At 53.4% G+C, this 1,436-nt stretch carries 1 protein-coding gene; it reads left to right on the top strand.

Annotated elements, in window-relative coordinates; all coding sequences use genetic code 11:
• Positions 1 to 42 precede the first annotated feature (42 nt).
• A protein-coding gene (locus tag QPK31_RS26075; RefSeq protein WP_290425791.1) for an IS3 family transposase occupies positions 43 to 1,406 on the top strand; the annotation gives its coding sequence in 2 pieces (ribosomal slippage) (positions 43 to 553 and positions 553 to 1,406; 1,365 coding nt in all).
• The last annotated feature ends 30 nt before the right edge of the window (positions 1,407 to 1,436 follow it).

A 1,436-nucleotide genomic window follows, 5' to 3' on the forward strand; every position in this document is an offset into this window, starting at 1 on the left:
TGAAGTGACCCCAAAAAGTTAGACACAACTTTTTGGGGTGATATGACGAAGTACACAGAGCAGTTCAAACAGATGGTAGTGCAAAACTACCTGTCTGGTCACGAGGGCTTTCGGGCTCTATCCTTACGCCTTGGCGTGTCAAATCGTTCGCTTATCGAGCGATGGGTGGCTGCTTACAGGCTGCATGGAGATGCTGGGCTGCGCAAGAAGCGGACCCGGTACGAAGCCGATTTCAAGCTGTCGGTGCTGCACCACATGTGGGAAAATCGGCTTTCTGTCACCCAGACCGCTGCCAAGTTCGATATCCGCCGTCACTCGACGGTAGGAGATTGGGAGAGGGCTTATCGCAAGGGTGGCGCTGATGCTTTGGCCCCAAGGCCGATAACAAGATCGAAGAAGATGACGCTACCTACCACGAAGCCGGAAGTGCCGGCCGGCCAAGACACGCGCAGCCGTGAAGAACTGATGCAAGAGTTGGCTTACCTGCGTATGGAGAATGCCTACCTAAAAAAGTTGCGTGCCTTAGTTCAAGCAAAGGAAGCATCAGCCGCTCAGAAAAAGCGCAAGTCGTCCAGGAACTAAGGCAAGCATATCCCGTCAATGGCCTACTCGAGGTAGCGGGTCTGGCGCGCAGTACGTTCTACGAACGAACGAAAGCAAGTAAGGCGGGCGACAAGTACGCGCAGTTGAAAGTCACGATCAAGAACATATTCGACAACCACAAGGGGCGTTATGGCTACCGCCGGATCACTGCTGCCCTGCGTCAACTTGGCCAGCAAACCAATCACAAGACGGTGCAGCGCTTGATGGGAGTGATGGGGCTGAAGTCCCTGGTTCGACCCAAGAAATACAAGTCATTCAAAGGCGAGGTAGGACAGGCAGCGGCGAACCAACTGCAGCGTCAGTTTGAAGCTGATGCACCAAACCAGAAGTGGGTAACGGACGTTACGGAATTTAACGTCGCAGGGGAGAAACTTTACCTGTCGCCTGTGCTCGATTTATACAACGGCGAAATCGTTGCGTTCAAGACCAGCCGGCGGCCGCACTTCGAGCTTGTGAGCGCCATGCTCAACGAAGCTTTTTCCAGGCTTGGCCCCGAAGACAAACCGATGCTCCATTCGGACCAGGGCTGGCAATACCGCATGACCGCTTATCGAGACGCAATCAAAAACCGGGGGATGGTGCAGAGCATGTCTCGCAAGGGCAACTGTCACGATAACGCGGCCATGGAAAGCTTCTTTGGTGTCCTCAAATCCGAATACTTCTACCTGAACAAATTCACCAGCATAGAACAGCTAGTAACCGGTATTGCCGAGTACATCCGGTACTACAACAATGACCGCATCAAGCTCAGGCTCAACGGACTGAGCCCTGTACAATTCAGGACTCAGCACTTGGCAGCGTAACTCACTGTCCAACGAAATGGGGTCACTTCA

The sequence above is a fragment of the Massilia sp. YIM B02769 genome, from assembly GCF_030411995.1.
In the GTDB taxonomy this organism is placed as follows: domain Bacteria; phylum Pseudomonadota; class Gammaproteobacteria; order Burkholderiales; family Burkholderiaceae_D; genus Telluria.